The sequence below is a fragment of the Pseudomonas floridensis genome (assembly GCF_002087235.1).
GTDB classification, from domain to species: Bacteria; Pseudomonadota; Gammaproteobacteria; order Pseudomonadales; family Pseudomonadaceae; genus Aquipseudomonas; species Aquipseudomonas floridensis.
This window is the reverse complement of sequence record NZ_MUIO01000126.1, coordinates 1-1,085: the sequence shown is the minus strand read 5'-3', so window position 1 is coordinate 1,085 and position 1,085 is coordinate 1. Positions and strand designations below refer to the sequence as shown.

Here is a 1,085-nt window from a genome sequence, read left to right as displayed (position 1 = left end):
TTGTTTGCCACCTGGCGCAGCAGGCTGCCGGGAATCACGTTCTCGCAGGGCTGGCCGATGGCCAATGTCGGGTCCTGCAGGCCGAAGCGTCGGGCGTAGCGCTCGTTGATCCAGACGATACGGGCGTCCTTGTCGACAATCACCGTGCCCTCGCTCGATTGCTCGATGATTTCGAACAACGAACGGATCGCCAGCCGCTGGATGCCCTGATGGTCGTTGAGATTATTGTCGTTCATGGGATGTTCCGTGATGACGCGGGCGCCTGGCCGCACAGACTGCCCGTTTTTTCCTGCGATCAAGCGAACCCCGGGTGCGCTGCCGCCAGCAACTCCCGAGTGTAAGGGTGCGTGGGCGAGTCGAATACCGTATGACTGGCACCTTGCTCGACGATCTTGCCGTCCTTGACCACGATTACATCATGGGCCAGAGCCTTGACCACCGCCAGATCGTGGCTGATGAACAGATAGGTTAGCCCGTGTTTTTCCTGCAGCTCACGCAATAGCGCCACCACCTGTTTCTGTACGGTGCGATCCAGTGCAGAAGTCGGCTCATCCAGCAGAATCAGCGCGGGTTTGAGTACCAGCGCCCGGGCAATGGCGATGCGCCGACGATGCCCAGCGTCTTGCCGCGCTCGATACTCAGGCTGATATCGTCGACGGCTTTAAGGTATTCCCTGTGTCGCCGCAGGATGCCGCCGGTCAACGAAAACCAGACCTTCAGGTGTTCGACCTCCAGCACCTTTTCCCGTGTATCGCGGGTCAGAGGCTCGCCGGCGGGTTCGGCATCCAGCAGCAGACGGCTGTACGGATGCTGTGGCGCCTTGAACAGGCTTTGACAGTCGGACTGCTCGACGATTTCTCCAGCGCGCATCACGCAGACGCGCTGCGCAATGCTGTGAACCAGATTCAGATCGTGGCTGATCAGGAGCAGCGACATGCCCAGGCGCTGCTGCAACGCCTTGAGCAGCAAAAGAATCTTGCGCTGGACGGTGACATCCAGCGCCGTGGTGGGCTCGTCGGCAATCAGCAGTTCAGGCTCGCAAGCCAGTGCCATTGCGATCATCACCCGCTGGCGCTGACCGCCGG

1 protein-coding gene and 1 pseudogene are annotated in these 1,085 nt (G+C 60.6%); both read right to left on the bottom strand.

What is annotated here, in order from left to right:
- On the bottom strand, window positions 1-236 hold a 236-nt coding region (locus BZK31_RS25420), incomplete at its 3' end, for a PAS domain-containing protein (protein ID WP_157900794.1).
- A 59-nt stretch (window positions 237-295) separates the two neighbouring features.
- A pseudogene (locus tag BZK31_RS30695) lies at window positions 296-1,085 on the bottom strand (ATP-binding cassette domain-containing protein); the annotation flags it as partial.